Raw genomic sequence first — 24345 nt, 5'->3', positions numbered from 1 at the left:
GAACACTGGATTGATCAGCCACGCGTTGCACAGCCGCGTCACGCAGTGTAACGAGGGTCACATGATAGGGCCACCTAAATTGAAAGCGCTCAGCAGGGGACCTAGATTATGCTTGAGCTTATATTGCTGTCGCACCGGCGTCATCACTGCGTGGAAGACACGCCAGCGCCGCTGCGTTGCAGGGAGGAAAATTCAGTGTCGAAGTTACCAGCAGGCACTCTCTACCGCGGCCGTGAAGGCCAGTGGTCGTGGGTTGCCCACCGCATTACCGGCGTGGTGATTTTCTTCTTCCTGTTGGTCCACGTTTTGGATACCTCACTGGTGCGCGTTTCACCTGAGGCCTACAACGTCGTGATCGGCGCGTACAAGAACCCCGTCATGGGCCTCGGCGAGCTCGGGCTCGTCGGCGCCATTGTGTTCCACGCCTTCAACGGCGTGCGCGTGATCCTGATCGATTTTTGGAAGAAGGGCCCCAAGTACCAGCGCCAGATGCTGTGGAGCGTCGTCGGCCTTTGGGTGATTACCATGATCGGTTTCTCCATTCGCCACCTTCCCATCGTTTTCGGGGGTCACTAAGCCATGAGTACATCAACCAACGAGGCCGTCTCCGTCGAGGCTCCGCGCTCCGGCCGCATCTCCCCCAAGTACGCCCGCACCGCAGGCGGCAAAGGCAACTTCGAGATGCTCGCGTGGCTGTTCATGCGCGTCTCCGGTGCCATCCTGATCGTGCTGATCTTCACCCACCTGTTCGTCAACCTCATGGTGGGCGACGGAATCCATGCCGTTGACTTCGGTTTTGTGGCAGGCAAGTGGGCCAGCCCCCTGTGGCAGGTCTGGGACCTGGTCATGCTCTGGCTGGCTATGCTGCACGGCACCAACGGTGTCCGCGTCATCATCAACGACTACGCCGACAAGAACACCACCCGGATGACGCTGAAGAGCATTCTCTACATTGCCTCCGTGGTCATCATCGTTCTCGGCACCCTGGTGATCTTCACCTTTGATCCGTGCCCGGCCGGTGCCCCCGCAGACATGATCGCGGACTTCTGCAAGGCATAGCCGCAGGGTCCGCGCCCTGCGGGCCACCCCACAGTTTTTCAAGTTTCAACAGAAAGAGCATCTGGTATGCAGGTCCATAAGTACGACGTCGTAATTGTCGGCGCCGGCGGCGCCGGTATGCGTGCCGCCATCGAATCCGGCCAGCGCGCACGTACGGCGGTACTGACCAAGCTGTACCCCACGCGTTCGCACACCGGTGCGGCACAGGGCGGCATGTGCGCAGCACTGGCCAACGTCGAAGAAGACAACTGGGAATGGCACACCTTTGACACCGTCAAGGGCGGCGACTACCTGGTGGACCAGGACGCAGCGGAGGTCATGGCCAAGGAAGCCATCGACGCCGTGCTCGACCTGGAAAAGATGGGCCTGCCGTTCAACCGCACGCCCGAAGGCCGTATTGACCAGCGCCGTTTCGGCGGTCACACCCGCGACCACGGTAAGGCCCCGGTCCGCCGTGCCTGCTATGCCGCTGACCGCACCGGCCACATGATCCTCCAGACGCTCTACCAAAACTGCGTCAAGCACAATGTGGAGTTCTACAACGAGTACTACGTCCTGGACCTGCTGACGGTCGAGGACAGCTTCGGCCAGAAGCGCGTTGCCGGCGTCGTGTCCTACGACCTGGCCAGCGGCGAACTGCACGTCTTCCAGGCCAAGTCCGTGGTGTTCGCCTCCGGCGGCGCGGGCAAGGTCTTCAAGACCACCTCCAACGCACACACCCTCACCGGTGACGGCATGGGCATCGCGTTCCGCCGCGGCATCCCCCTGGAAGACATGGAGTTCTTCCAGTTCCATCCGACAGGCCTCGCGGGCCTGGGCATCCTGCTTTCCGAAGCAGCACGCGGCGAAGGCGCCATCCTGCGCAACTCCGAGGGTGAGCGCTTCATGGAGCGCTACGCCCCCACCATCAAGGACCTTGCTCCCCGTGACATCGTGGCCCGCTCCATGGCCAACGAGGTCCGTGAGGGCCGCGGCTGCGGCCCGAACAAGGACTACGTCCTGTTGGACCTGACGCACCTGGAGCCGGCGCACATTGACGCTAAGCTCCCGGACATCACGGAGTTTGCCCGCACTTACCTCGGTGTGGAGCCCTACACTGAGCCGGTGCCGGTGTTCCCCACCGCGCACTACGCGATGGGCGGCATCCCGACCAACATCAAGGCCGAAGTCCTCCAGGACAACGACACCGTGATCCCGGGCCTGTACGCAGCCGGTGAAGTGGCTTGTGTCTCCGTGCACGGCTCCAACCGCTTGGGCACCAACTCCCTGCTGGACATCAACGTTTTCGGCAAGCGCGCCGGCATTTACGCCGCCGAGTATGCCCTGAGCGCTGATTTCGTGGACCTGCCGGAAAACCCGGAAGCCACCACGATCGAGCTGCTGGACATGGTCCGCAACTCCGAGGGAACCGAGCGGGTTGCGGAAATCCGCCGGGACCTGCAGAACACCATGGATGCCAACATGCAGGTGTTCCGCACCGCAGACACGCTGAACCAGGTGCTGACCGACATTGCCTCGCTCGAAGAGCGGTACAAGAAGATCAGCGTCCAGGACAAGGGCAAGCGCTTCAATCTGGACCTGCTGGAAGCCGTGGAACTGGGCTTCCTGCTGGAACTCGCCAAGGTCATGACCGTGGCGGCGCTGCACCGCGAGGAATCACGCGGCGGACACTTCCGTGAGGACTTCCCCGAGCGTGACGACGAGAATTTCATGAAGCATTCGATGGCGTACAAGGTTGATGAAGCCGCCAATGACGAGCACACCGCCGGCATTCGGCTGGACACCAAGCCGGTCGTCTTCACGCGCTACGAGCCGATGGTGAGGAAGTACTAATGACAACGGAAATCGCGGAGCCTGCCTCCAAGATCGAACTCCCGGAATCTGTGGGCGGGGACATCCCCTCGTTCGAGATCACGCTCAAGGTCCGCCGCTACAACCCCGAGGTATCTGACGAAGGATACTGGGATGAGTGGAAGCTGACCATGTACGGCACGGACCGCGTGCTGGACGCCCTGCACAAGGTCAAGTGGGAGCATGACGGCTCGGTCTCGTTCCGCCGCTCCTGCGCCCACGGCGTGTGCGGCTCCGATGCCATGCGCATCAACGGCCGCAACCGGCTGGCCTGCAAGACCCTGCTGAAGGACCTGGACACATCCAAGCCCATCCTCGTGGAGCCCATCAAGGGCCTCCCCGTGGAGAAGGACCTGATTGTGGACATGGAACCGTTCTTCCAGTCCTACCGCGAGATCATGCCGTTCCTGGTCACCAAGGGTCACGAGCCCACGAAGGAACGCCTGCAGTCCGCAGAGGACCGCGAACGGTTCGACGACACCACCAAGTGCATCCTGTGTGCTGCGTGCACGTCCTCCTGCCCGGTGTTCTGGACCGACGGCCAGTACTTCGGCCCGGCCGCCATTGTGAACGCCCACCGCTTCATCTTCGACTCGCGCGACGACGCCGGAGACATGCGCCTGGAAATCCTCAATGACAAGGAAGGCGTGTGGCGCTGCCGCACCACCTTCAACTGCTCCGAAGCTTGCCCCCGCGGCATTCAGGTGACCAAGGCAATTGCCGAGGTCAAGCAGGCTATCCTGAGCCGCTCCGTCTAGCAGTTCCGTTTCGCCGCCGGAGGCGGCGTCTGGCAGTCCGAAAGGGCAGCCGGACGCCGCCTCCGGCCATTTCATGTATAGGTTGTTTCCATGCCCGTCTTCGAGTCCGTGTCTTTTCCCGGCGTCAACAACACCACCCTTGCCGGCACCATCGACGTGCCCGACGGCGATGTCAGGGCCTGGGCGGTGTTCTGCCACGGTTTCACGCTGGGCAAGAACAGCGCGGCTGCTTCCCGCATCTCCAAGGCCCTGGCCGGACACGGCATCGGGGTCCTGCGCTACGACGCGGCCGGGTTGGGCGGATCGAGCGGTGCCTGGGAGGACGGAACATTCAGCACCAAGGTGGCCGACGTCCGCAGCGCCGCTGAGTTCATGCGCGGGCAGGGGCATGAAGTGTCACTGCTGATCGGCCATTCCCTCGGCGGAGCAGCCGTCCTGGCGGCGGCGGGGAGCCTTCCGGACATCGACGCCGTGGTCACGATCGCCGCTCCGTTCCGGCCGTCCCATGTGGTTCATCTGTTCGAGGATGAGAGGGACACCATCCTGCAGGAAGGTTCAGCGAAGGTGGACCTGGGCGGACGCAAAATGGAGATCAGGGAAGAGCTGATGAGCGACCTTGAATCCCATGACCTCACCGGGTGCATCAGGGAACTGCACCGTCCCCTGCTCGTCATGCACTCCCCCACCGACAACACCGTGGGCATCGACAATGCCAGCGAGATTTTCTCCACGGCGCGCCATCCGCGGAACTTCATTTCCCTGGAGGGCAGCGATCATTTGATGGTGGACCGTGCCCAAACCAGCAGGGCTGCGGACATCATCGCCGCTTGGTCCGCCGTGTATCTGTCTTCGGGAGCGGACAAGGCCGCCGCCGGGAGCTAGCCCCGGAGCTCAACCTCTTCGCGCATCTTCCACAGTCCGCTCACATCATGCTCGTACAGGCCGACGGTACGGACAGTGAACCGCGCCTCGTAGTTCCGCAGCGAGTGCATGGCCCGGTCCATGCCGGCGTCGCTGACGTCGTGTGCCACGGTGACGTGGGGATGGTAGGGAAAGGGCAGATCCCGTGCCAGCGGCCCGCTCTGCATTTCCTTGTGCAGGGCTGTGCACTCTTCGTAGCCTTCGTCCAGCTGGACGTAGACCACCGGGGACACCGGACGGAACGTGGCAGTCCCCCGCAGGGTCACATCAAAAGCTTCATGACCTTGGGCCACCCTGCGCACGTGCGCTGCCATCGTCTCCCAGTCATCGGTTTCCGTGGTGGTGACCAGCGTGATGTGGGCCGGAATGACAGCGGCCATGGGGTCCCCGAATGATGCCCTGGCCCGCCGCAGTTCCGTGGCCATGGGCTCCGGCACCCCGATGACAATCCCGACGCCGGTGCACTCAGGCACGTCCATTACCCCGCCGTCACCAGAGACGGCGGCTTCTTGGATCATCGGATTCCGGATTCTCATCGGTCAGACCGCGGAAGAGCCTAGGGGCAGGAAACCCACTTTGCTGTACACATCGGCCAGTGTAGCTGACGCGGTTTCCCGTGCCTTTGCGGCGCCGACGGCGAGGAGCCGGTCCAATTCGGCCGGATCTTCCAGCAGGTACAGTGCCCTCTCCCGGATGGGACGGACGTGTTCAGTGACTACCTCGGCCAGATCCACCTTGAGGTGTCCGTACATCTTGCCCTCATATTCCTTCACCAGCGTGTCGACACTGCGGCCGGAAATCAGCGAGTAAATGGACAACAGGTTGGAGACGCCGGGCTTGGCCTCCCGGTCGAAGCGGATTTCCGTGCCGTCGTCCGTCACTGCGGACTTGATGCGCTTTGCGATGACCTTGTCCGGGTCCAGCAGATTGATCAGTCCGGCGGGGGAGGCTGCCGACTTGGACATTTTGGCGGTGGGGTTCTGCAGGTCGTAGATCTTCGCCGCTTCCTTCTGCACAAAGACCTCGGGAATGACGAACGTCTCGCCGAAGCGTGAATTGAACCGCCTGGCCAGATCCCGGCTGAGCTCCACATGCTGGCGCTGGTCCTCCCCCACCGGAACGCCGTGCGGGTTGTAGAGGAGGATATCCGCGACCTGCAGGATCGGATAGGTGAAGAGTCCCACGGAGGCGGCGTCCGCACCGAACCGCTGCTGCTTGTCCTTGAACTGCGTCATGCGCGAAGCCTCACCGAAGCCGGTCAGGCAGTTCAGCACCCAGGCCAGCTGCGCGTGCTCGGGAACCTGCGACTGGACAAACAGTGTTGCCTTATCCACGTCCACACCGCCGGCAATGTACTGCGCTGCGGTGACCCGGGTGCGCTGGCGCAGGTCAGCGGGATCCTGCGGCACGGTGATGGCGTGCAGGTCAGGGATGAAGAAGTAGGCGTCGTACTGGTCCTGCAGCCGGACCCAGTTCACCAGCGCGCCAAGATAGTTGCCCAGGTGCAGGGAATCCGCGGAGGGCTGCATCCCGGAAAGGATGCGCTGGCGGCCGGAGGGAGTGGAAGTACTCATGGTTTTCAACCCTTAGAACTGGTAGTCGACCACTACGGGAGCGTGGTCTGAGAAGCGGCTGTCATAGGTGGGCGCGCGGTCGACGACGGCGGTAACGGCGCGTTCGGCCAACTCGGGAGTGGCCAGGTGGTAGTCAATGCGCCAACCGCTGTCATTGTCGAAGGCCTGCCCGCGCCAGGACCACCAGGTGTACGGGCCCGGCACGTCGCCGGCCAGTTTGCGGGCCACGTCGGTGTAGCCGATCTCATCGCTGAAGAAGCGGTCAAAGTAGGCGCGCTCGTCCGGCAGGAATCCTGCCCGCTTGACGTTGCCCTTCCAGTTCTTGATGTCCAGGGTCGTGTGGCCCACGTTGAGGTCACCCACCACCAGGACAAAGTCGCTCTGCTGCTTCAACGCGGGCAGGCGTTCGGTCATCACGTCCAGGAAACGGTACTTGTCAGCCTGCTTGGGGGTGTCCACTTCACCGGAATGAACGTAGGCACTGACCACCGTGAGCATCTTCTCCGCACCGTCTTCGGTCACCTTGAAGTCCGCTTCCACCCAGCGGCCGGACAACGCAAAGTAGTCATCGCCGATGTGCTCACGCGTGGCAACCGGCTCAATCCGGGACGCGATGGCCACGCCGGCCCGGCCTTTGGCTTCCGCTTCGGCGTGCAGGATGTGCCATTCCTCACCGAGGAGTTCACGGACCACCGCATCGGGCGCTCGAACTTCCTGCAGGCAAAGGATGTCAACGTCCCGTTCCGCCAGCCACTGCGCCATTCCGCGCTTGTAGGCGGCACGGATGCCGTTCACGTTCACCGTCGCAATGCGCAGCGCCTTTGCCGAAACGGCTGATTCTCCTGCTGATGCCAAACTCACGCGAATAACCATACTCCTCAGTAGCATGCGGTTCATCTTGGAGCGCGGGGCGCGTTGCGTCCGCGCAGCGGTTCCGGTTCCCCGGGCCCGGGGCGTCAGTCCACCAGGGTGCCTTCCACCGGACCGCTGTCGTCCTTCTTGATCATGGAACGGGCGTTGTGGGAGGTGATTTCGATGGTCTCCAGGGCGCGGCTCACCTGGTCCTCATCTTTGCCCAGGTTCTCGCGGATGACGCGGGCCTGCACCTGGACAATCTTGAAGCTGTGGTCCAGTTTCTGGTCCCGGACGGTGGTGGCCTCGTCAATGACCTGCACACTCGGCGTTCCGCCGGCGGCCCGGTTGAGCGTGTCCTGCGCCTCGGCCAGCTTCGCGCCGGCCTTGCGGGCGGCTCCGCGGACGCTGAAGACCACAACCGTGAACAGGCACAGCCAAAACAGCGAGATAATGGCCACAATCCAGCCAACGACGTCGTTCTCATTGGCCGCAAACAAGACGGCAACCAGGAAAACGAACAGCATCAGGGTCATACCGTAGGATGCCATTTTCTGGCTCACCCCGCGGCGGGGCTTGGACGAGGGCTGCGGCTTGTTGCCGTGAGGGAGCGACTGCATGGCTTCATTGTCTCAAACTCGGGACCGAAGCCGTTAAACCGTCCTCCTCCGGCGAAACCGGCAGCGGACCCGGTTACCAGGCCACGAGGCAGAACGGATGACCGGCGGGGTCGAGAAACACCCGGAAGGAAGCGCTCCCGCTGTCCATGCTGGTTGCCCCCAGCGCCAGGACCTGGGCTTCGGCGAGATCCAGGTCAGGCACCCGGACGTCCAGGTGCAGCTGCTGGGGATTGTCCTGCCCCGGCCACTGCGGCGGGGTATAACCGGAGACCTGCTGGAAGGCGAGCGCCGGGCGGTCCGGGGCATCCCCGATGGTCACCCATGAGCCGTCATCTTCATGTTCTACGCGGATCATGCCCAGAAGGGATTCGTAAAAGGAGGCCAGCGAATCAGGGTTGGGGCAGTCAATCACCGTCGCGTGCCATGAACCGATCATTGCGTTCCTTCCTATTGGGTGGTGTACGCGCCGTCCACGGCGTACTGGGCGCCCGTCACAAAGGCTGCCTTGTCGGAGAGCAGGAAAAGGACCACCTGCGCCACCTCCTCGGCAGTGCCGAGCCTGCCCGCCGGATGCAGCCCCACCAGCGAGGCGTAGACCTCCTCAGGCAGGTTTGCCAGGAGCGGAGTGTCAATGTAGCCCGGGTGCACCGAGTTCACCCGGATGCCCTGGTTGGCGTATCCCAGGGCTGCCGCCCGGGTCATGCCGGTCACGCCGTGCTTGGCCGTCACATAGGGAACGGCGGTGGCTGAACCAACCACACCCAGGATGGAGGACATGTTCACGATGGCGCCTCCCCCGGCCTTCTGCATTTCCGGGATTTGGTAATACATCCCGTAGAACACGGAGTTGAGGTTCACATCGATGACCCGGCGGTAGCCCTCCAGGTCGATATCGGTCAGCAGTCCCAGCGGCCCGCTGATACCGGCGTTGTTGAAGGCAAGGTGCAAGCCGCCGAACTCGCTGACCGCAGTTTCCACGGCGCCCTTGACGTCTTCGGCGGATCCAACATCGCCAACCGAGGGGACGGCGGTGCCGCCGGTTTCCAGAATCGAGTTCACCACGTCCTGCGCCGCTTCCAGATCCAGGTCATTGACGACGACGTTGGCGCCTTCCGCCGCGAGCGCCACGGCCGCTGCCCGCCCGATTCCCGAACCCGCCCCTGTCACCAGGGCCGTCCTTCCCTCAAACTGATCAGCCATTGGAACTCCTCCCGTTGTTCCCGGCGCCGCCGGGCCTCACGCTGGTGTGGATCCGGTTGTCCTGATCCCGGTCCGTCCTTCGGTTCCATGATCCTGTCCCGCCTGCCGATGCGGAAGGTCCCGGAGCGGGCAGGCATCTGTTCCCGGCGAACTGGCGGGAGGGCGGGCGCAGTGCCAGACTGACCGCATGCAGATCACTATCTCCACCGGAGACATCACGGAGAGCACGGCAGACGCCATCGTGAATGCGGCCAATTCCTCCCTGCTGGGCGGCGGCGGCGTGGACGGCGCCATCCACCGGGCTGCGGGACCGGGCCTGCTGGCGGCCTGCCGGGAGCTGCGGTCCGAGGCCTATGCGCAGGGGCTTCCCGCCGGAGACGCAGTGGCCACCCCCGGCTTTGATCTGCCGTCCCGCTGGGTCATCCATACCGTGGGACCTAATGCCCGTGCGGGACAGACCGACCCCGCGCTGCTGGCATCCTGCTTCCGGCGCTCCCTCGAAGTCGCCGAGGAACTCGGGGCTGAAACCGTGGCCTTTCCCGCGGTCAGCGCCGGAGTGTACGGCTGGGATGCGGCCGTCGTAGCGGCCATCGGCCTCCGAACCGTCCGGGACTTTCCGGCCCGGTCCGTGCAGGCGGTGGAATTTGTGCTCTTTGACCGCAGCACCGAACGGACCTTCCGGTCCGCGTGGCAGGATCTGGAGAGGTCTCGGGGAGGGGCTACTTCAGGAACAGGGCCCGAAGACGCCCGGTAGTCACCACCAGTCCCAGCGCGATCATCACGATGAAGTACAGCAGGTGGCCCGCGGTTGCCCAGGTCAGCATGCCAACGCTGATCTGCCGCATCATTTCCACTCCGTGCCATAGCGGCATCGCCTGGATGACCCACTGGAGCCCCTGCGGGTACACACTCAGCGGATAGAAGGTCGCCGAGAACAGGAACATGGGCAGCATGACAAAGTTCACCCACTCCAACTGCTGGAAGGTCTTCATGCAGCTGGTGATTGCCATCCCGAAGGAGGCGAATCCGAAAGCCACCACCACGGCGGCCGGAATCATCAGCAGTGCCCAGGGAGAGGTCACCAACCCCATGGCTGCCATGACGGCTGTGAAGCCGGTGGCGTACATGGCACCGCGCAGCAGGGCCAGCAAGATTTCGCCGAGGGCGACGTCGAGCGGGCCCAGCGAGGTGGCGAGCATGCCTTCGTAGAGCTTTGCGTAATTCAACTTGAAGAACACGTTCATTGTGGAGTCATAGACCGCACCGTTCATCGCGGACACGGCCAGCAGCGCCGGGGCGATGTAGTTGGCGTAGCCGATCTGTTCGCCGCCGGGTCCGGCCACGGTGCCGATGAGGGAACCCAGCCCGATGCCCATGGCCACCAGGTACAGCACCGGTTCCACGAACCCGCTGATCATGACGGCATAGTTGCTGCCCCACGTGGCCTTCAGCCCGCGGGCGAAGACTGCACGGATGTTCCGCGCATAGAGGGACCCTAGGAAACGCCCCTCAGGGTCCAGCTGTGCGGGGGCCAGACGCGGCGCCGTCGTCGTGTGTTCCATACTCATTTTCCCAGCCTCCGGGTGAAGTTCCGGCGTGCCCGGACCCAGCCGACAAAACCGAGAAGCAGCAGATACGCCACATGGACCACTGTGAGTGCCGGAGCCTCGGCGTAGCCGTAGCTGAGGATCCGGCCGAGCTCTGTGGAGTGCCACAGCGGGGAAATCCAACCGATCCAGCGGATGGCTCCGGGCAGGGACTCCAGCGGAAAAAACGTGCCGGAAAACAGGAACAGCGGCATCACGATGAAGCGCTGCACCATGGCGAACTGCCCCTTGTCCTCCTCCAATGACGCGCTGTAGGCCATCAACGGCATACCGAAGGCCACACCGCCAAGAGCCGCGGTGAAAATCATGAGCCAGGCCGTCCCCGGCTGCTCGACAGCACCAAAGAGCAGCAGGAAGAGAAAGTACGGGGCGGTGGTGATCAGCATCCGGACCGAGAAACCGATCAGGTGCCCGTCCACCAGCTGATTACTGGAAAGCGGCGAGGCATTGGGACCGTAGTAGGTGCGGTGCCATTTGAAGCCGCCCATCACCATATAGGTGTTTTCTTCTGCCGCCACCATGATGGCGGCGGTGGCCAGCAGGGCCGGAGCCACGAAAACGAGGTAGGAGACCGTGGTCCCGTTGCCGGCGTCGAAGGTTGCGTCGCCGGTGTCCACCAGCGACGCCAGCCCCACACCCATACCGAAGAGGTACACCAGCGGGGTGCCCACCGCCGTCATGAGCACGGTCCACCGGTAGCCGCGCATGCGCCGGATCCAGTGCTCGGCGTAGTAGATGGCGCCGAAGCGCCGTGCCCGGGATGCGGTCTGCTCCGGTGTCAGCGGAGAGCGCAGTCCCAGCACAGCATGCTGGTTTGCTCCCGTTTTCCCCACCGGTGCCCCTGATAGCTGCTGATCAGTCAATGAGGCTCCTGCCGGTAAGCCGGAGGAACACGTCTTCCAGCGAAGAGCGGCGCACCAGCGAAGTGATGGGTTGCAGCCCGCGGGCGCTGACCGCTTCCAGAGCGGCCTCGCCGTCGTCGGCGTAAATCAGGACGCGGTCCGGGAGGGTTTCGATCCGGCTGCCGATTCCTCCCAGTTCGCCTGCCACCGTGGTGTTGCGTTCGGAGCCAAAGCGCAGTTCCAGGACTTCCCTCGTGGAATGCTCACGAATCAGTGCAGCAGGCGAGCCCTCCGCCATGATCATTCCCTTGTCGACCACCACCAGGCGGTCGCACAGCTGCTCCGCCTCGTCCATGTAGTGGGTGGTCAGGATCAGTGTGACCCCGGCTTCCTTGAGCCGGAACAGCCGGTCCCAGAGGATATGGCGCGCCTGCGGGTCAAGCCCGGTGGTGGGCTCATCCAGCAGGAGGATCTTTGGATCATTGATCAGGGACCGGGCGATGGTCAGCCGCCGCTTCATTCCACCGGAGAGGGATTCAATCCGGTCCTTGGCCTTGTCCGTCAGCTGGGCGAATTCCAGCAGCTCGTCAGCCTTGGGACCCAGGTAACTCTTGGGCAGGCCGAAATAGCGGCCGTAGGCCAGGAGGTTTTCCCGCACGCGCAGGTCTTCGTCGAGGTTGTCCTGCTGCGGCACTACCCCCAGGTGGGCGCGCACTTCGGGCCCGAACCGGTCCGGGTCCAATCCCATGACGGCCAGGTCCCCTGAGGTGCGCGATGACACGCCGCCGATCATTTTCATGGTGGTGGATTTGCCTGCGCCGTTGGGGCCAAGGAGCCCGAAAGACTCCCCCGCAGGGACGTCGAAGCTGATGCCGTCCACGGCATGGAAATCGCCGTAGGTCTTGCGGAGGTTCCGGGCCGAAATGACGGTGGAGGAGGCGGTCTTGGGGACAGTCGGGGCTGGTGTGATCTGCGGCACTGGAACAGCCTAGTGCACCGGCCCCGACCTGAGGAACAGTTAGGCGAGAATGCCTGCTGCGCGCTCCGCCGCCTCCACTACGTTGGACAGGAGCATCGCGCGGGTCATCGGCCCCACGCCCCCGGGATTCGGAGAAATCCAGGACGCGACATCGGCTGCGGCCTTCTCCACGTCGCCGGTGAGGGTGGTCTTGCCGGTGTCCGGATCGGTGACGCGGGTGACCCCAACGTCCAGCACAATGGCGCCGGGTTTGAGGTCCTCGGCCTTGATCATTTCCGGGAACCCGGCGGCGGCCACCACCACGTCGGCCTCGCGCAGGTGCTCGAACAGATCCAATGTTCCGGTGTGCGCGAGGGTTACCGTGGCGTTGATCGGGCGGCGCGTGAGCAGCAGCCCCAGCGGGCGGCCCACGGTGACGCCGCGGCCCACGACCAGGACCTTCTTGCCGGTCAGGGAAATTCCGTTGCGCACCAGCAGCTGCACAATTCCGTGCGGAGTGCAGGGCAGCGGCGACGTCATCGGTTCGCTGACGTTCAGCACAAGCCGGCCCAGGTTCACCGGGTGCAGGCCGTCGGCGTCCTTTTCCGGTGCGATCCGTTCGAGGATGGCGTTGGTGTCGATGTGCGCCGGCAGCGGCAGCTGCACAATGTAGCCGGTGGTGGCCGGGTCCGCGTTCAGCTCGTCGATGACCTTTTCCAGGTCCTCCTGAATGATGTCGCCGGGCAGATCGCGGCGGATGGAGTTGATGCCCACCTGTTTGCAGTCCTTGTGCTTGCCGCCCACATAGGAGTGGCTGGCCGGGTCGTCGCCCACCAGCACAGTTCCGAGCCCCGGGGTGATGCCGTGTTCCTCCTTGAGCACCTGCACCCGTTCGGCCAGCTCGTCCTTGATCTCACGGGCGGCTTTGCGCCCGTCGAGGATCTGTGCGGCCACCGGGGTGCCAAAGGGAGTTTTCTCCTTTTTCTCCCAGCCCAGGTTGACGCTGTCGTTCTCGGGGGTTTCCGTGACGGAACCTTCCATGTTGTTTCCCTTCTCCATGTTCGTTACCAGTCTTCCTGTCCGGGATACAGCGGGAAATTGTCGGCGAGCGCGGCGACCCGCGCCCGCAGCGCGTCGACGTCGGGTGCCGGCTTCAATGCCGCGGCAATGATTTCGCCCACCTCAGTAAATTCCTTGGCGCCGAAGCCGCGGGTGGCCAGAGCCGGTGTGCCGATCCGCAGGCCGGAGGTGACCATTGGCGGGCGGGGATCGAACGGCACGGAGTTGCGGTTCACCGTGATGCCCACTGAGTGCAGCACGTCCTCGGCCCGCTTGCCGTCCAGGGCCGAGTGGCGCAGGTCCACCAGAATCAGGTGGACGTCGGTGCCGCCGGTGAGGACCGAGACGCCGTGCTCTGCGACGTCGGGCGCATTCAGCCGCTCGGCGATGATCCGCGCACCTTCCAGCACACGTTCCTGGCGTTCGCGGAATTCCTCCGAGCCGGCGATCTTGTAGGCCACGGCCTTGGCGGCGATGACATGCATCAGCGGCCCGCCCTGCTGGCCCGGGAACACACTGGAATTCAGCTTCTTGCCGTACTGCTCCTTGGCCAGGATCATTCCCGAACGCGGGCCGGCGAGGGTCTTGTGCACGGTGGAGGTGACGACGTCGGACGCGGGCACCGGGTTGGGATGCAGCCCGGCAGCCACCAGGCCGGCGAAGTGCGCCATATCGGTCCACAGGTAGGCGCCCACTTCATCGGCAATGGAGCGGAAGGCATCGAAGTCCAGCTGGCGCGGGTACGCAGACCAACCGGCAATAAGGACCTGCGGCCGTTCGGCCAGAGCCTGTTCACGGACCTTGTCCATGTCCACCCGGTAGGTTTGTTCATCCACTCCGTAGGCTGCCACTTCATAGAGCTTGCCGGAGAAGTTCAGCTTCATGCCGTGGGTAAGGTGTCCGCCGTGGGCCAGGTTCAGGCCCATGAGTTTGTCTCCGGGCTGAAGCAGCGCAGACAGGGCGGCAGCGTTGGCCTGCGCCCCGGAATGCGGCTGGACGTTGGCGAATTCTGCTCCGAACAGGGCCTTTGCCCGGTCAATGGCCAGGTTTTCCGCCACATCCACGTGCTCACAGCCGCCGTAATACCGGCGCCCGGGATATCCCTCAGCGTACTTGTTGGTCAGGACGGAACCCTGGGCTTCGAGGACGGACCGCGGAGCAAAGTTCTCCGAGGCGATCATTTCCAGGGTGTTGCGCTGACGTGCCAGTTCATCGTTGAGGACAGCGGCGATTTCCGGATCGACGTCGGACAGCTTGGCGTCCGTGACGGGCTGGGTGGATAGTCTCACAAGGATCTCCTGGGGAAGGGGTTCTATGGGTCAGGCTATCTGCCGGGCACCCCCGGCCTCTGTTCGGAAAAACAGTTCGGGCATGACAACAGATGAAGGCTTGACCTTCGGCCCAGGCGTGCGATCCGTGGTCTGTTCTGCTGTGCCGCTCCCTGGTGGTGACCCACCTAACGCCAGTTGCGACGTAACCATCGTAGCGGACCCTGCTCCTGCGCGGCCGAATGTTTCCTCGGCATCGGCGGCGGCTCGGCGGCTGAGGAATAGCACCGGCAAGGAAGCGGTTGGAGGTAGAAACATGCAGGGTTTTCCCTTCAGGAGGGGATGTGATGGTGGCGGACCGCGAAGTTGACGTGGCGGTGATCGGTGCCGGGCAGGCTGGCCTGAGCGCAGCGTATTACCTTGCACGCCGGGGCCTTATCCCGGAATCCGGCTTTGTGGTGCTGGACGCCAATGAAGGGCCCGGCGGCGCATGGCGGCACCGCTGGGATTCGCTCACACTGGGTTCCGCCCACGGCATCCATGACCTGCCGAACTTTCCTCTTGGCACACCCGATCCCCGGGAGCCGGCGTCGTCCGTGGTAAGCCGGTATTACGGCGATTACGAAGCCGAATTTGGGCTCCGCGTGCAGCGGCCGGTGCGGGTCCGGAAGGTTTCCCGTACGGCCGGGAACCGGTTGAGGATAACCACGGACAGCGGCGTGTGGCTGGCCCGGTTTGTCATCAACGCCACCGGAACCTGGGACAAACCGTATTGGCCCGCCTATCCCGGGCAGCAGGACTTCCGCGGGATTCAGCTGCACACCCGCGACTTTCGCAGCGCAGCGGACTTCGCCGGCCGCCGCGTCCTGGTGGTGGGCGGCGGCACCTCTGCCCTGCAGTTCCTTCTCCAGCTCCATGAGGCCGGCGCCCAAACCGCATGGTCCACGCGCCGGCCGCCCGAATTCACGCGCCGCCCCTTCGACGCCGAGTGGGGACGCGGCGTCGAGCGTGCCGTCAGCGAGCGCACCCGCGCCGGGCTGCCCCCGCTCAGCGTGGTGGCCGCAACCGGGCTGCCGCTCACGGCCCAGTACCAGAAGGGAATTGACGACGGCGTCCTGATCTCACGGGGCCCCCTGGCCCGGCTCACCCCGGCGGGCGCCGTATTTGAGGACGGCAGCACCGCGGTTGCGGATGTGATCCTCTGGGCCACCGGGTTCCGCGCGTCCCTGGGCCATCTGGCGTCCCTGCATCTGCGCGAACCGGGCGGCGGCATCCGCATGGATGGTCCCCGAGTGGTGCGACTCCCCCAGTTGTTCCTGGTCGGTTACGGGGAGTCTGCCTCGACGCTCGGTGCCACCCGGGCCGGGCGGGCAGCGGCGCTCGCTGCGCTGGCCGCCCTTCAGGGCTGGTCCACGTCCTCCCAGACGAACTCCGTCAGGGTTCCCCGCTCCCAGTCACGGCGCAGCACCGCATAGGTGACGGAGGCGACCCACTGCCCGTCATCCAGCGGCCAGTCCTCCCGGTAGTGGGCTTCCTTAAGGAACCCGGAGCGGAGGAAGGTCTTGCGCATGGCTATGTTGTCTTCCCTCGTCCGCCCCGCAAAACGGTGGGAGCCGGGCCTGTCCGTAAAAACCAGATCAGTCAGGGCCTGCAGCACGGGAACGCCGCTGCCCTGTCCCCGGGCTTCTTCCACCAGGCGAAGGTCGAAGGTGGGACACTGGCTTTCCAGCCGCTCCAGAATGACCAGACCGAGGCGCTGGTTGTCTCCAAATACCCAATAGGTGCAGACGCCGTCGGCATCGAACCGACCCTCCAGGATCAGCTGCCGGACCAGTTCCTCGGATGGTGCAGTAATGCGGTGATAGGGAAAGCTGTTGGTGGTCAGGAATTTGACCAGCTCCTCAGCGTCCTTATCGGAGAGCGGCATGAAGGTTACGTCCATTTCCTTAGCCTAAGCGAGCCCTCCCCGGACGGGTAACCTTGATTCCGTGACTGATTCTTCCGCCGCCCCCGCCGCTGACATGATTCCCGGCGCGTCCGCGTTTACCCTCACCCTGTCCTGCCCCGACCAGCCAGGCATTGTCCATGCCGTCTCCGGCGGCCTGGTGGCTGCCGGCGGAAACATTACGGAATCCCAGCAGTACGGCAGCCCGGAAACAGGCTCTTTCTTCATGCGCGTGGACTTCACGGCCCCCGGAACCGAGGCGCAGGTTCAGGAAGCACTTGCCCCGGTGGCCGCCGCGTTTGGGATGGACTGGCAGCTGCATCCCGCCGGCGCACCTGTACGCACGCTCATCATGGTGTCCAAGTCCGGCCATTGCCTCAACGACCTCCTCTTCCGGCAGCGCGCCGGCACGCTGAACATCGACGTCCCGGCCATTGTCTCCAACCACAGGGACCTGGCGGAGCTCGCAGCGTTCTACGGCATCCCCTTCCACCACATTCCGGTAACGCCGGACACCAAGGAGGACGCGGAGCACCAGCTGCGTACGCTGATACAGGATCTCGACATTGAACTGGTGGTACTTGCCCGTTACATGCAGATCCTCAGCAATGAGCTGTGCCGTGACCTGTCCGGACGCGCCATCAACATCCACCATTCCTTCCTCCCCTCCTTCAAGGGCGCCCGGCCCTATCACCAGGCCCACGCCCGCGGCGTGAAGCTCATCGGAGCAACGGCCCACTACGTCACGTCCGACCTCGATGAAGGCCCCATCATCGAACAGGAAGTCATCCGCGTGGACCATTCCCGGTCCGCTCCGCAGCTGGCCGCACTGGGCAGCGACGTTGAAGGCAGGACCCTTTCCAAGGCTGTGCAGTGGCATGCCGAGCACCGGGTGCTGCTGGACGGAAAGCGCACGATCGTCTTCAACTGAGGACTTTCCCCGGCTCCGCCGCCGCGACCGGTCGTTTGAGTACGGCTAGGCTGGCCCCATGGCACACGTAATCACATTCCGGGGCAAGACCCCGCAGGCAGATCCGTCCGTTTTCCTCGCCCCCACGGCCTCGCTCATCGGCGACGTTGTCATGGAGCCGGAGTCCAGCGCTTTCTACGGCGTGTGTGTCCGCGGGGATTCCAACGCCATCCGGGTAGGCGCCGGGACCAACCTGCAGGACAACGTGGTGCTGCACGCGGATCCGGGGTTCCCCACCACCGTGGGACAGCGTGTCAGCGTTGGCCACAGTGCCGTAGTTCACGGCTGCACCATCGAGGACGACTGCCTGATCGGCATGAGCGCCACGATCATGAACGGTGCCGTAGTAGGCGCCGGGTCGCTGGTGGCGGCCGGCGCGGTGGTTCTGGAAGGAACCCTCATTCCGCCCCGGTCCCTGGTGGCCGGCGTCCCGGCCAAGGTCCGCAGGCAGCTGAACGATGAGGAGTACGACGGCGTCCGCCAAAATGCGACTCGTTATGTGGAGACAGCAGCCGCGCACCGCGAGGCAGTGCACTCCGGCTGACCGCAGCTGGAAGCGGAGCGGCCGGTCCTCGCCGGCCGCTCTTTTTCCCTCGAGACGGCTGCATGGCAGCTGTCCCCTAGATTGATGCACTGTCTGTGATTACAGTGGGTGATCTTCGGAAAAGAGGACCATGGATTCCCCGTACATTCCCACGCCGCCGTGTGTTTTCCAGGGGGCTCCCAGCCCGGTTCAGAAAACCGGCCGCGTGCTCCGATGGGGCGTGGTTGCCACAGGAAACATCTCTGCGAAGGTCACTGAAGACATCGCGAGGCTTGAAGATGCGGTGCTGCACGCCGTAAGTTCACGCAACCCGGACTCCGCGGAGGAGTTTGCCGACCGTTTCGGATTCACCCGCTCCTACTTCGACGATGACCGGGGCAGGGGTTACCACCACCTGATCGATGATCCGGAGGTCGATGTCGTTTATGTTGCGGCACCGCACGCCCAGCACTACGAGATCTCCCGCGCCGCGCTGCTCGGCGGAAAGCATGTGCTCTGCGAAAAGTCCCTCACCATCAATGCGCGCGAAGCCGAAGACCTCATAGCGTTGGCTTCCTCCCGTGGACTGTTCCTGATGGAGGCGGTCTGGACGCGGTTTCTGCCGTGCGTCAACCGCATCTGGGAGATCCTGGTCAGCGGCGAGCTGGGGGAAGTGCGCTGGGTGCAGGCGGATCTGGGGTTCCCCTCGCCGCCTGACCCGGCAAGCCGGCTTTGGAACCCCGAGTCCGGCGGCGGAGCTCTGCTGGACCTGAGCGTGTATCCCCTGACGCTGGCAGTGGGAGCGCTGGGCTATCCGGATGGTGTTACGGCCGTCGGCGCCGTAAACGGTGACGGCATTGATACTCAGAACGCCCTGCTCCTGAACTATCGGTCAGGAGCCTCGGCCCAGTTGATGTCCTCCCTGGTGGCCGCGCACACCCGCACCGGCACCATCGCGGGGAGCAAAGGCTGGCTGCGGACGGGCGCACCGCTGCACAACCCGGTGGAACTGACCATCCAGCCCCATCTGGGTGAGCGCAGGGTGGAAAGATTCCGCCAAGTGGGCAACGGGTACACCTACGAATTGCGGGAAGTCACCCGCTGCATCCAGTCCGGCCTGCTGGAATCCCCGACCATGAGCTGGGAGCATTCGCTGGCTTCCATGCGCCTGTTCGACGAAGCCCGGAGCCAGATGGGTGTGCGCTACGCGAACGATTTTCCGGCCAGGACCCTCTAGCCGGTCACAGGAAAACGCCCGCACAGAACAGCGGCCCCGCAAATATGCGGGGCCGATGTGTGCGTCTGCTTCAGTCCAGTGCACTGCGCACCGGTTGAGGGATTAGGCGCCGCGAACGTTGTCCTTCGCATCCGCTGCCTTGTTTTTTACGTCGCCGGCAGCACTCTGGCCCTCTTGCTGCACGTTCTGCGCCGCTTCGGTAGCCGTTGCCTTCACGTTTTCCATGGCTTCCTGCGCCGGCTCCTTGAGTCCCTGGGCAACGTTCTTGGCCGCGTCGGCAACCTGGTTGGTCAGGGGCTCCGCCGCTGTCTTCAGGTTGTCCGCAGCGACGCGTTCCTTCTCGCTGGCAGGAATAAGGGAGGCTGCCAGCAGTCCGGCGCCGAAGGCAATGAGCCCTGCCGCCATCGGGTTGCCCTGGGCTTTGCCTGCAAGCTTGTGCGGGGCATCGCCCACTGCGGAGCCTGCGCGGCTCATGCCGTCCGATGCCGTACCTGTACCGGACTGTACTTTGTCAGTCATCTGATCTGCTGCTCCCATCACTTTGTCCTTCACACCGAACACCGCGTCCTTCACCTTGTCAGTCTGTCGCTGGACAATGTGGGACGGGGTCACCTTATCGGCCACGGCATCCACGTTGCTTCCGAGCCGGCGGCGGGTTTCTTCAATGTCTGCGCGTATTGCGTCGGGATTTTCGCTCATCGTGCGTCCTCATTCGGTTTCAGGGTTCCGGGAATTTCCTGCAGCGTCTCCGAGGTCTGCGGCATGCCTTTGATCTTCCGCATTTCCGTGCGGCCGCGCATGGCCAGAATGGCTGCGACGATTGCCCAGATCACGGCAACGACGAGCGCCGACCAGCCAAGGCCGATCAGGTCGCCGAGCGCCTGCCAGAGGGTGATCGACAGAAACAGCAGGACGAAATATCCGGCGAGTGCGGCGCCGGCGAACATGCCTGCTCCCTTGCCTGCCTTGGTGGCTGACTGCTTCAGTTCAACCTTGGCCAGCTCAACTTCCTGGCGCATGAGGGTCGACATATCAGCGGTCACTTGGCCAAGGAGGTCACCCAGGGAGGTGGTTTCGGCTTTGGTGGGGGGCGGTTCGGGGATTTCGGTACTCATCAGTGCCGACCACCGCTAAACGGATCATTGGCCTGGGTTCCGCGGGTTCCGGCACCGGGCAGCTGATCATCGGATACCGGGGGCAATCCTGCCGGAACGGTGGGTTCCGTGGTGAAAGGATCATCGACAACACCGCCGGGATTTACGTCGCCGGTGCCTGCCGCGTAAGTGGGCTGCACGGGGGGCTCGGGCGGGTAGATCGTTTCCGGGGTACTGACGGTTCCGGCGGGACGGGTCCCTGCAGCCGGGTGTGCTGCGGCTGAATCCGGCACTCCGGCACTCAGTCCCTTGTTTATGCGGCCCGCAAGGAAACCGGCGCCCGCGGCAAGGGCAAGGAAGGCAACCGGACGCTGCCGCGCGAAGCCCTTGACCTCGTCAACCAGCGAGCCGGGAGTGCGGTTGTCCAGCCAGGAGGCGACTGATGATGAACGGTCCGCCGCCTGACGGACCAGATCAGTGGCCACGCCGGACTGGTCGGAGTTGTCTGCCATGGACTGCAATTCGCCCGCCATGGTGCGCAGACCTTCGGCTACCTTCTGCTGCTGGGCGCCGGCCTGCTCCGTGAGGTCGCTGCGCGCCTGATTCAGAAGGTCCTTGGCGCTTGCTGCTGCTTCAGAAGCAACTCCGGCAGCTTCCGACTTAGCGGTTTCTGCTACATGCTGAGCGCTGCCGGCAGCATCCCGGGCAACTCCGGCAGCCTCGTCTTTGGCCGCTCCCGCTTTCGCGGACTTGGTGTCAGCCGATCCGCCCTGCATGGGGCTGGCGGCGTGGCTTCCTTCTTTGGGCCATACGTTGTCTGTCATCGTCACTCTTTCTCCTGAATCGCTATGGATGAAGAATCAGAATCCTGTAGAAGAGGATCTTCTCTACTGGCTGCCCCAATCATAAGCACACTTAGTATGGGCAAGTAAAGTGGAACTAAGCCGCCTTAGTACCGTTTGATGCGGTTGCCCTTGTGCTTGTTCATGACTGCATGATTCGCTGGCCGGACGGCTGCCGCCCGCCCAACCCCTGGGCGGCAACTGCTTCGAGCCGACAGGTTCGACCGTGCGAAATCCGACATCAAAGGGAGATTCCAGTGGCAGGAAATTTGTTTGCCCGGTCCGTGCATGACCTCACGGCAGGCGCCTGGTTCGGCGGTTCGCTGATGGGGGCAGTCGGCCTCAACGGCGCCGCAGCAGAAGCCAAGGACCCCGCGGAGCGCACCCGGCTTTCCAGCCTGGGATGGAAAAAATGGGCTCCGCTGCAGTCGGCCGCCATCATTGGCCACTTTTTGGCTGGGTTGGCCATCATCGGAGAGAACAAGGGCCGCGTTGCCAAGCAGGACGGCGTGGGTGCCCTCACCGTTTATAAGACCGCCGTGACCGTTGTCGGGGCACTGGCAACCTTCTACGCCGGGTTGCTGGGGCGGAAGGTTGACAAGTACTCCGAAGAAGGCGCTGCCGGTGCCACCGAGCCAAACCCCGGCACCTCCAAGGAACTGCAGTCAGCCCAGCGGCAGCTGAAAGTAGTCCAGTGGTGCATTCCCGTCTTTTCGGGAGCTGTCATTGTGATGGGCGCTCAGCACGGCGAAATGCAGCGTACCTCCAACGTCCTGAAGGGCCTGCTGCAGTCCTGACCCCAAGGGGATGCCGTTTGGCGGGCCGCGCCAATTCGTCTCATCTCTCGGCCCACGCTATACATCCTTCGGCGCCCATGGTTATCTTCAGACGATGGGCGCCGAAGTCAACAATAAAACGTACAGCAGGGAGCAGCGGACGAGGTACCGCCAGCGGCTCCTTGAAAACCTCGACCGATTTGCCGGATACCTCTCAACGGCGTCGTTCGCTGATACCGCCAGCATCGGTCTCGAGCTGGAGTTGAACCTGACAAACCAGGATTTCTCCCCCGCGCTGCGCAATGCAGCCGTGCTGGAACAGATTGCCGATCCCGCGTTCCAGACCGAAATCGGTGCCTTCAACATCGAAATGAACCATCCGGCGCTGGCCGTTGGCGGTTCCGGCCTGAGGGAGCTTGAGGACAGTCTGCGGATGCAGCTCAACCGGGCTGATGCCAGGGCGGCGGAGGTCAAAACCGAAATCCTCATGACCGGCATTCTGCCGACGCTGCGCCCCAATCTGCTGGAGAACAAGGAATGGCTAAGCGCCGGCAAGCGCTACGCCGCGCTGAACACTTCGGTGCTTCAGGCCCGCGGTGAAGACGTGCATATTGATCTCCGCGGGGAGGAATCGCTGGCCTTCTACGCCAAGAACATTGCTCCTGAAGCAGCGTGCACCTCGGTGCAGCTGCATCTGGAAGTGAGCCCGGAGGACTTCGCCCCCGCTTGGAACGCCGCCCAGATCATTGCTGCACCGCAAATTGCCCTTGCGGCCAACTCCCCCATCTTTATGGAACACATCCTGTGGCATGAGACCCGCGTGGAACTCTTCAAGCAGGCCATCGATACCCGCCCGCCGGAGATGCGCAATCAGGGCGTCCGCCCCCGGGTTTGGTTTGGGGAACGGTGGATCACCTCAATCTTTGATCTCTTCGAAGAGAACGTGCGGTATTTTCCCGCACTGCTTCCGGAACTCTCACGCAGCAGCGGAGGTTCCACCCCGGCCGGCGCGCCGCTGCTCCCGGAACTTCGCCTGCACAACGGCACGGTCTACAGGTGGAACCGGCCGATTTATGACCCCGGCGAGCACACGCCCAATCTCCGCTTGGAAAACCGGGTCCTCCCCGCAGGTCCCACGGTCCTTGATGTGGTGGCCAACGCCGCCTTCTTTTACGGCATGGTCCAGCATCTGCGCACGGCCGAACGGCCGTTGTGGACCAGGCTCGCCTTCAAGAGCGCCGCAGACAACTTTTTGTCCTGCGCCCGCAATGGTTTGGAAGCAACGGTCTACTGGCCCGGCATCGGCGAAATTCCCGTCGCTGAACTGGTCATCAGGCATCTGGTTCCTCAGGCTGCCTTGGGACTCCGCGAGCTGGGGGTGGATCAGGACCTGATCGAGCGCTATCTGGATGTTATCCGCGAACGCGCCCGCACCGAGCAGAACGGGGCCTCCTGGCAGATCTCGTATCTTCGCCGGCTGGAGAGCGAGGGACTGGAACGCAGGGCCGCGCTGGCTGAGCTCACCCGGAAATACTGGGAGAACATGCATTCCAATGCTCCTGTCCACGAATGGCCGGTCGATTAACGGGCCGCACAGGCCTCCCTCACCAATTCCGGGCTGCTCGCGACATTTTTCGTGTTTGGTTCTGGCACTCATTAAGGGTGAGTGCTAACCTAATTTCATCCTTGAGTCGAGGGGACTCAAGTTATCGACCCGTCTGAAGTTCCGAAAAATGATTCGCCTGCCCAGCAGGTGGGCGTAAAAGGAGTTGATGATAATGGCCATGAAGTTCGATCCGTTTCGCGAGCTTGACCGGATGGCAGGAGCCCTGCTGGATCCCCGGCAGCGGCTGCGGCTGATGCCCATCGATCTTTACCGCGAGGGCGACCACTACATCCTGAATGCCGATCTTCCGGGCATCGATCCGGGCTCGGTTGACGTGGATGTGGATGGCCAGCTGCTGACCATCCGGGCAGAGCGCACCATCCAGGCTCCCGACACCGTCACCTGGCTGACCCGGGAACGGGAATCCGGCACCTTCCTGCGCCAGCTCAACCTTGGGCAGGGAATCGATATTGACGGCATCTCCGCCAAGTATGAGAACGGTGTGCTCAGCGTCCTGATTCCGGTCAGCGAGCGGGCCAAACCGCGCAAGATTGAGGTGTCCTCCTCCTACAAGGACGCGAACACCATCAGCGGCCAGTCCAGCTCCGAGTCGGTGACCTCGTCAACTTCGAGCAGCTCCGGGTCCGTGGGCTCGGGATCGTCCGGCGGTTCCATGGGCTCCGGCTCCATGGGCTCCGGTTCCTCCGGCTCCGGTTCCTCCGGCTCCGGCTCCTCGGGCGACCAAGGCTCCGGCATTTAGCGAAGCCCTGACCTGAACGACGA

At 63.7% G+C, this 24345-nt stretch carries 28 protein-coding genes; 13 read left to right on the top strand and 15 right to left on the bottom strand.

Going from position 1 to position 24345, the window contains the following annotated elements:
- Positions 1-195: 195 nt before the first annotated feature.
- From sdhC to CXR00_RS13910, 5 genes are all read left to right on the top strand, one after another.
- Entirely contained in the window at positions 196-576 is a 381-nt protein-coding gene (sdhC, locus tag CXR00_RS13930; RefSeq protein WP_104055153.1) for a succinate dehydrogenase, cytochrome b556 subunit, read from the top strand.
- Positions 577-579: 3 nt separating this feature from the next.
- Positions 580-1059 carry a succinate dehydrogenase hydrophobic membrane anchor subunit gene (locus tag CXR00_RS13925; RefSeq protein ID WP_104055152.1) on the top strand — a complete coding sequence of 160 codons (480 nt, stop codon included), beginning with the start codon at positions 580-582 and terminating at the stop codon, positions 1057-1059.
- Positions 1060-1125: 66 nt separating this feature from the next.
- Positions 1126-2892 carry a succinate dehydrogenase flavoprotein subunit gene (gene sdhA, locus CXR00_RS13920; protein WP_104055151.1) on the top strand — a complete coding sequence of 589 codons (1767 nt, stop codon included), beginning with the start codon at positions 1126-1128 and terminating at the stop codon, positions 2890-2892.
- On the top strand, positions 2892-3668 hold the full coding sequence (locus CXR00_RS13915) for a succinate dehydrogenase iron-sulfur subunit (RefSeq protein ID WP_104055150.1): 777 nt from the start codon (positions 2892-2894) through the stop codon (positions 3666-3668). Before sdhA ends, CXR00_RS13915 begins: the two co-directional genes overlap by 1 nt.
- A gap of 90 nt (positions 3669-3758) precedes the next feature.
- Positions 3759-4550 carry a S9 family peptidase gene (locus CXR00_RS13910; protein ID WP_104055149.1) on the top strand — a complete coding sequence of 264 codons (792 nt, stop codon included), beginning with the start codon at positions 3759-3761 and terminating at the stop codon, positions 4548-4550.
- On the opposite strand, the gene CXR00_RS13905 is transcribed toward CXR00_RS13910, so the two are convergent.
- The 6 genes from CXR00_RS13905 to CXR00_RS13880 form a co-directional block, all read right to left on the bottom strand.
- The gene (locus CXR00_RS13905) at positions 4547-5107 is read right to left on the bottom strand and encodes a 2'-5' RNA ligase family protein (protein WP_104055148.1); all 561 of its coding nucleotides are present in this window, start codon (positions 5105-5107) and stop codon (positions 4547-4549) included. The two genes, CXR00_RS13910 and CXR00_RS13905, sit on opposite strands and share 4 nt — an antisense overlap.
- A gap of 21 nt (positions 5108-5128) precedes the next feature.
- Complete coding sequence (trpS, locus tag CXR00_RS13900) at positions 5129-6163, bottom strand: tryptophan--tRNA ligase (RefSeq protein ID WP_104055147.1); 1035 nt, start codon at positions 6161-6163, stop codon at positions 5129-5131.
- 12 nt (positions 6164-6175) lie between these two features.
- Complete coding sequence (locus CXR00_RS13895) at positions 6176-7024, bottom strand: exodeoxyribonuclease III (protein WP_258060476.1); 849 nt, start codon at positions 7022-7024, stop codon at positions 6176-6178.
- A 95-nt stretch (positions 7025-7119) separates the two neighbouring features.
- Complete coding sequence (locus tag CXR00_RS13890; RefSeq protein WP_104055145.1) at positions 7120-7635, bottom strand: hypothetical protein; 516 nt, start codon at positions 7633-7635, stop codon at positions 7120-7122.
- 73 nt (positions 7636-7708) lie between these two features.
- Positions 7709-8071, bottom strand: a complete 363-nt coding sequence (locus CXR00_RS13885; RefSeq protein ID WP_104055144.1) for a VOC family protein — start codon at positions 8069-8071, stop codon at positions 7709-7711.
- Between the two features lie 11 nt (positions 8072-8082).
- The gene (locus tag CXR00_RS13880) at positions 8083-8835 is read right to left on the bottom strand and encodes an SDR family NAD(P)-dependent oxidoreductase (RefSeq protein ID WP_104055143.1); all 753 of its coding nucleotides are present in this window, start codon (positions 8833-8835) and stop codon (positions 8083-8085) included.
- Between the two features lie 187 nt (positions 8836-9022).
- On the opposite strand from CXR00_RS13880, the gene CXR00_RS13875 reads away from it, so the two are divergent.
- On the top strand, positions 9023-9589 hold the full coding sequence (locus tag CXR00_RS13875) for an O-acetyl-ADP-ribose deacetylase (protein WP_104055142.1): 567 nt from the start codon (positions 9023-9025) through the stop codon (positions 9587-9589).
- Here CXR00_RS13875 and CXR00_RS13870 read toward each other — a convergent pair.
- From CXR00_RS13870 to glyA, 5 genes are all read right to left on the bottom strand, one after another.
- Entirely contained in the window at positions 9555-10403 is an 849-nt protein-coding gene (locus CXR00_RS13870; protein ID WP_258060474.1) for an ABC transporter permease, read from the bottom strand. The two genes, CXR00_RS13875 and CXR00_RS13870, sit on opposite strands and share 35 nt — an antisense overlap.
- On the bottom strand, positions 10400-11305 hold the full coding sequence (locus CXR00_RS13865; protein ID WP_104055140.1) for an ABC transporter permease: 906 nt from the start codon (positions 11303-11305) through the stop codon (positions 10400-10402). The genes CXR00_RS13870 and CXR00_RS13865 overlap by 4 nt, the downstream gene beginning before the upstream one ends.
- Complete coding sequence (locus CXR00_RS13860; protein ID WP_104055139.1) at positions 11298-12263, bottom strand: ABC transporter ATP-binding protein; 966 nt, start codon at positions 12261-12263, stop codon at positions 11298-11300. The genes CXR00_RS13865 and CXR00_RS13860 overlap by 8 nt, the downstream gene beginning before the upstream one ends.
- A gap of 39 nt (positions 12264-12302) precedes the next feature.
- Positions 12303-13196, bottom strand: coding sequence for a bifunctional methylenetetrahydrofolate dehydrogenase/methenyltetrahydrofolate cyclohydrolase (locus CXR00_RS13855; protein ID WP_258060535.1), 894 nt, complete (start codon positions 13194-13196; stop codon positions 12303-12305).
- Between the two features lie 110 nt (positions 13197-13306).
- Complete coding sequence (gene glyA, locus CXR00_RS13850; protein WP_104055138.1) at positions 13307-14596, bottom strand: serine hydroxymethyltransferase; 1290 nt, start codon at positions 14594-14596, stop codon at positions 13307-13309.
- 320 nt (positions 14597-14916) lie between these two features.
- Here glyA and CXR00_RS13845 point away from each other — a divergent pair, with 320 nt between their 5' ends.
- Positions 14917-16044 (top strand): FAD-dependent oxidoreductase, encoded by a 1128-nt coding sequence (locus CXR00_RS13845; protein WP_104055137.1) that lies wholly within the window; start codon positions 14917-14919, stop codon positions 16042-16044.
- On the opposite strand, the gene CXR00_RS13840 is transcribed toward CXR00_RS13845, so the two are convergent.
- Complete coding sequence (locus tag CXR00_RS13840; RefSeq protein ID WP_104055136.1) at positions 15969-16511, bottom strand: GNAT family N-acetyltransferase; 543 nt, start codon at positions 16509-16511, stop codon at positions 15969-15971. The two genes, CXR00_RS13845 and CXR00_RS13840, sit on opposite strands and share 76 nt — an antisense overlap.
- Before the next feature lie 79 nt (positions 16512-16590).
- Between CXR00_RS13840 and purU the strand changes: the two genes are divergently transcribed.
- From purU to CXR00_RS13825, 3 genes are all read left to right on the top strand, one after another.
- Positions 16591-17445 carry a formyltetrahydrofolate deformylase gene (purU, locus tag CXR00_RS13835; protein ID WP_104055494.1) on the top strand — a complete coding sequence of 285 codons (855 nt, stop codon included), beginning with the start codon at positions 16591-16593 and terminating at the stop codon, positions 17443-17445.
- A gap of 58 nt (positions 17446-17503) precedes the next feature.
- Complete coding sequence (locus tag CXR00_RS13830; RefSeq protein ID WP_104055135.1) at positions 17504-18028, top strand: gamma carbonic anhydrase family protein; 525 nt, start codon at positions 17504-17506, stop codon at positions 18026-18028.
- Positions 18029-18158: 130 nt separating this feature from the next.
- A complete protein-coding gene (locus CXR00_RS13825; protein ID WP_104055134.1) occupies positions 18159-19244 on the top strand; it encodes a Gfo/Idh/MocA family protein in 1086 nt (361 codons plus the stop codon).
- A 102-nt stretch (positions 19245-19346) separates the two neighbouring features.
- On the opposite strand, the gene CXR00_RS13820 is transcribed toward CXR00_RS13825, so the two are convergent.
- Genes CXR00_RS13820 through CXR00_RS18295 form a run of 3 tightly spaced genes read right to left on the bottom strand, consistent with a single transcriptional unit; the run spans position 19347 to position 21162 of the window.
- Complete coding sequence (locus CXR00_RS13820) at positions 19347-19943, bottom strand: DUF3618 domain-containing protein (RefSeq protein WP_104055133.1); 597 nt, start codon at positions 19941-19943, stop codon at positions 19347-19349.
- Positions 19940-20359, bottom strand: a complete 420-nt coding sequence (locus CXR00_RS13815) for a phage holin family protein (protein WP_104055132.1) — start codon at positions 20357-20359, stop codon at positions 19940-19942. Before CXR00_RS13815 ends, CXR00_RS13820 begins: the two co-directional genes overlap by 4 nt.
- Positions 20359-21162, bottom strand: coding sequence for a hypothetical protein (locus CXR00_RS18295; protein WP_181032352.1), 804 nt, complete (start codon positions 21160-21162; stop codon positions 20359-20361). The genes CXR00_RS13815 and CXR00_RS18295 overlap by 1 nt, the downstream gene beginning before the upstream one ends.
- Before the next feature lie 275 nt (positions 21163-21437).
- Here CXR00_RS18295 and CXR00_RS13805 point away from each other — a divergent pair, with 275 nt between their 5' ends.
- From CXR00_RS13805 to CXR00_RS13795, 3 genes are all read left to right on the top strand, one after another.
- Positions 21438-21977, top strand: coding sequence for a hypothetical protein (locus CXR00_RS13805; RefSeq protein WP_104055131.1), 540 nt, complete (start codon positions 21438-21440; stop codon positions 21975-21977).
- A gap of 94 nt (positions 21978-22071) precedes the next feature.
- A complete protein-coding gene (locus CXR00_RS13800) occupies positions 22072-23541 on the top strand; it encodes a glutamate--cysteine ligase (RefSeq protein WP_104055130.1) in 1470 nt (489 codons plus the stop codon).
- Between the two features lie 193 nt (positions 23542-23734).
- Positions 23735-24322, top strand: coding sequence for an Hsp20/alpha crystallin family protein (locus tag CXR00_RS13795; protein ID WP_104055129.1), 588 nt, complete (start codon positions 23735-23737; stop codon positions 24320-24322).
- Positions 24323-24345: the final 23 nt, after the last annotated feature.

The sequence above is a fragment of the Arthrobacter sp. 9E16 genome (genome assembly GCF_002929435.1).
Classification (GTDB): domain Bacteria; phylum Actinomycetota; class Actinomycetes; order Actinomycetales; family Micrococcaceae; genus Arthrobacter_B; species Arthrobacter_B sunyaminii.
The sequence above is the reverse complement of the archived record's forward strand: the minus strand, read 5'-3'. Positions and strand labels throughout refer to the sequence as shown.

Bases quoted from the DNA above. Each gene is read 5' to 3' on its own strand.
- CXR00_RS13925 (WP_104055152.1), top strand. From the start codon at position 580: ATGAGTACATCAACCAACGAGGCCGTCTCCGTCGAGGCTCCGCGCTCC.
- sdhA (WP_104055151.1), top strand. From the start codon at position 1,126: ATGCAGGTCCATAAGTACGACGTCGTAATTGTCGGCGCCGGCGGCGCC.
- CXR00_RS13915 (WP_104055150.1), top strand. From the start codon at position 2,892: ATGACAACGGAAATCGCGGAGCCTGCCTCCAAGATCGAACTCCCGGAA.
- CXR00_RS13910 (WP_104055149.1), top strand. From the start codon at position 3,759: ATGCCCGTCTTCGAGTCCGTGTCTTTTCCCGGCGTCAACAACACCACC.
- CXR00_RS13905 (WP_104055148.1), bottom strand. From the start codon at position 5,107: ATGATCCAAGAAGCCGCCGTCTCTGGTGACGGCGGGGTAATGGACGTG.
- trpS (WP_104055147.1), bottom strand. From the start codon at position 6,163: ATGAGTACTTCCACTCCCTCCGGCCGCCAGCGCATCCTTTCCGGGATG.
- CXR00_RS13890 (WP_104055145.1), bottom strand. From the start codon at position 7,635: ATGCAGTCGCTCCCTCACGGCAACAAGCCGCAGCCCTCGTCCAAGCCC.
- CXR00_RS13885 (WP_104055144.1), bottom strand. From the start codon at position 8,071: ATGATCGGTTCATGGCACGCGACGGTGATTGACTGCCCCAACCCTGAT.
- CXR00_RS13880 (WP_104055143.1), bottom strand. From the start codon at position 8,835: ATGGCTGATCAGTTTGAGGGAAGGACGGCCCTGGTGACAGGGGCGGGT.
- CXR00_RS13875 (WP_104055142.1), top strand. From the start codon at position 9,023: ATGCAGATCACTATCTCCACCGGAGACATCACGGAGAGCACGGCAGAC.
- CXR00_RS13870 (WP_258060474.1), bottom strand. From the start codon at position 10,403: ATGAGTATGGAACACACGACGACGGCGCCGCGTCTGGCCCCCGCACAG.
- CXR00_RS13845 (WP_104055137.1), top strand. From the start codon at position 14,917: ATGGTGGCGGACCGCGAAGTTGACGTGGCGGTGATCGGTGCCGGGCAG.
- CXR00_RS13840 (WP_104055136.1), bottom strand. From the start codon at position 16,511: ATGGACGTAACCTTCATGCCGCTCTCCGATAAGGACGCTGAGGAGCTG.
- purU (WP_104055494.1), top strand. From the start codon at position 16,591: ATGATTCCCGGCGCGTCCGCGTTTACCCTCACCCTGTCCTGCCCCGAC.
- CXR00_RS13830 (WP_104055135.1), top strand. From the start codon at position 17,504: ATGGCACACGTAATCACATTCCGGGGCAAGACCCCGCAGGCAGATCCG.
- CXR00_RS13825 (WP_104055134.1), top strand. From the start codon at position 18,159: ATGGATTCCCCGTACATTCCCACGCCGCCGTGTGTTTTCCAGGGGGCT.
- CXR00_RS13820 (WP_104055133.1), bottom strand. From the start codon at position 19,943: ATGAGCGAAAATCCCGACGCAATACGCGCAGACATTGAAGAAACCCGC.
- CXR00_RS13815 (WP_104055132.1), bottom strand. From the start codon at position 20,359: ATGAGTACCGAAATCCCCGAACCGCCCCCCACCAAAGCCGAAACCACC.
- CXR00_RS18295 (WP_181032352.1), bottom strand. From the start codon at position 21,162: ATGACAGACAACGTATGGCCCAAAGAAGGAAGCCACGCCGCCAGCCCC.
- CXR00_RS13800 (WP_104055130.1), top strand. From the start codon at position 22,072: ATGGGCGCCGAAGTCAACAATAAAACGTACAGCAGGGAGCAGCGGACG.
- CXR00_RS13795 (WP_104055129.1), top strand. From the start codon at position 23,735: ATGGCCATGAAGTTCGATCCGTTTCGCGAGCTTGACCGGATGGCAGGA.